Genomic DNA, 2,159 nt, shown 5'->3' on the forward strand with positions numbered 1-2,159 from the left:
GCCATCGGTCGGGCCAATTGGTTGTTCGCAGGTTCACTGCGAGCGGGGCAGCGTGGCGCTGCGATCATGAGCCTGATCCGCTCGGCACAACTCAACGGGCACGACCCGCACGCGTATCTCAAGGACATCCTCACGCGTCTGCCCACGCACAGGGCCAGCGACATCGCCGCGTTGTTGCCGCATCGGTGGCAACCGAAACCCACAATCGCCTAACCTCGTTCGTCAACACGGGATCGCTGGCCGCTTACGATTCAGCGCATCTGGTAGCACAAAGGCTTGGTCGCGATCAATGGTACGAGACCTACAAGACTCGCATTTGCAGGGTCGAGCGGGACTACGATTTTACGAGGAGCTGATTTCCTGCATCTCGCCGTCTGGCAGGGCTTCCAATTAGTGACAGGCCCAGCCTCCGAGGAAGCCCACGAACGGCCGCTTACGGTGTTTTCGAAGGTCCGTTCAGGGTCGGGCATTGCCCGGCGGCGCCGGGTGCAAACTGATTCTCCCGTCTTCGAAAGGAGAGTCGTCATGGAAGCCACCATCAACCCGGGCGTCGGCCGTGTACCTTGGAACAAGGACAAGCTGACGGGACAGAAGCTGCCACTGAAGCTGAGGGAGATTTGGGGAATCCGTATCCGCCTGCAGCTGGCTGGAAGAGCGCGCGAGCTCGCGCTGTTCAACCTCGCGATCGACAGCAAGTTGAGAGCGTGCGATCTGACGAAATTACGAGTGAGGGATATCTGTCTTGGCTCTCGTGTGGCACCAAGGGCGACTGTAATGCAGCAGAAGACCCAGCGCCCGGTCCAGTTCGAAATCACTGAACAGACGCGAGAGAGCGCCGCTTCGTGGATTCGAGAGGCGGGACTGTCGTCGAGCGATTATCTGTTCCCTAGCCGCATTCACGGCTCGGCCCATCTTTCAACGCGCCAATACGCCCGCCTTGTCCACCGCTGGATACGGTCGATCGGGATCGACGACACAGCTTACGGAACGCATTCAATGCGTCGAACGAAAGCGTCACTGATTTACCGGCGCACAAAGAACCTGCGGGCGATACAGTTGCTGCTCGGTCACGCAAAGCTCGAGAGTACCGTTCGATACCTTGGCATTGAGGTCGACGACGCTCTCGAGATGGCGGAACAGACAGAGGTTTGAACGACAGGTGGCCGGACTGCACTCGGGCGCTGTCCGGCCACAACCGGCCGTTCGAGACGCCTGCCTGAATCGTCGACAATCGCCTGAAGATCCAGCAAGATCTGCTACACGCATGGTCTTAGCATGAGCGACCATATCGCATATTGCTCGATCATAATCGTGCCTGGAGACCACCTTGACCATATTGCTCGTATTAGGGATTGCTCTTGCGGTGTTCGTGCTTATTGTCGGCGTCGCCATCGTATTGGTAGCGTCGGCGTCGCCGCCCGCGCCAAAGGAGAAGGACGTTTTCGGATTTGCCTCGCTGCATTCGGTGCCCGATAGCGATCTACCCTCGCTTTGCCGATACCCCGCCAGAGACGGCGAGCAACTAGCCTTTCGCTTCTACGCGTCCTCCGCCAACCCGATTCTAATCTTCGTGCATGGATCGTCGTATCACGGGCGTTCCTACCATGCGCTGGCTTCGGCTGTAAGCCAGGCCGGCGCGGCCAAGGTAATCCTGCCAAATCTCCGCGGACACTATCAGTCTGGCCGCCACCGGGGGGACGTTGAATACATCGGCCAACTGGAAGACGACATTGCCGATCTGATCGCCGAACTGCGGAAACAAGGGCATGGTGGCCCCGTTGTCCTCGGAGGACATTCCAGTGGTGGTGGGTTTGTTACCCGATTCGCAGGCGGTACCCATGCCCACCTCGTTTCGCGATTCCTGCTGTCGAGTCCAGTCATTCCGACCTCCCGGACACTCAGGGAGGGGGCGGGTGGCGGCTGGGCACAGCTTCACGCGCGCCGCCTGATCGGTCTGATCATCCTGAATGCACTCGGCATTCGCGGACTCAATGCGCTTCCGGTCATTGACTTTAACAAGCCCATCCGATACCGGGACGGCACCGAAACACTCTCGTACTCCTACCGCCTCAGCACGTCGTATCACCCGCGTAACCGGTACATTTCAGATCTGCGCAAATTAGCGGGCAACGCAATGATCGTCATCGGCGAGCATGACG

Annotated in this window: 3 protein-coding genes; all 3 read left to right on the forward strand. The window is 59.1% G+C overall.

Annotated elements, in window-relative coordinates; all coding sequences use genetic code 11:
* The coding region (locus M3I53_RS37790) for a transposase domain-containing protein (RefSeq protein WP_254318348.1) at positions 1-213 on the forward strand (213 nt) is incomplete at its 5' end.
* A gap of 312 nt (positions 214-525) precedes the next feature.
* Positions 526-1,152: a tyrosine-type recombinase/integrase gene (locus M3I53_RS37795; protein WP_254320803.1), complete on the forward strand. Its 627-nt coding sequence runs from the start codon at positions 526-528 to the stop codon at positions 1,150-1,152.
* Positions 1,153-1,327: 175 nt separating this feature from the next.
* The coding region (locus tag M3I53_RS37800; RefSeq protein ID WP_254320804.1) for an alpha/beta hydrolase at positions 1,328-2,159 on the forward strand (832 nt) is incomplete at its 3' end.

Source organism: Paraburkholderia sp. CNPSo 3272 (genome assembly GCF_024206495.1).
In the GTDB taxonomy this organism is placed as follows: Bacteria; Pseudomonadota; Gammaproteobacteria; order Burkholderiales; family Burkholderiaceae; genus Paraburkholderia.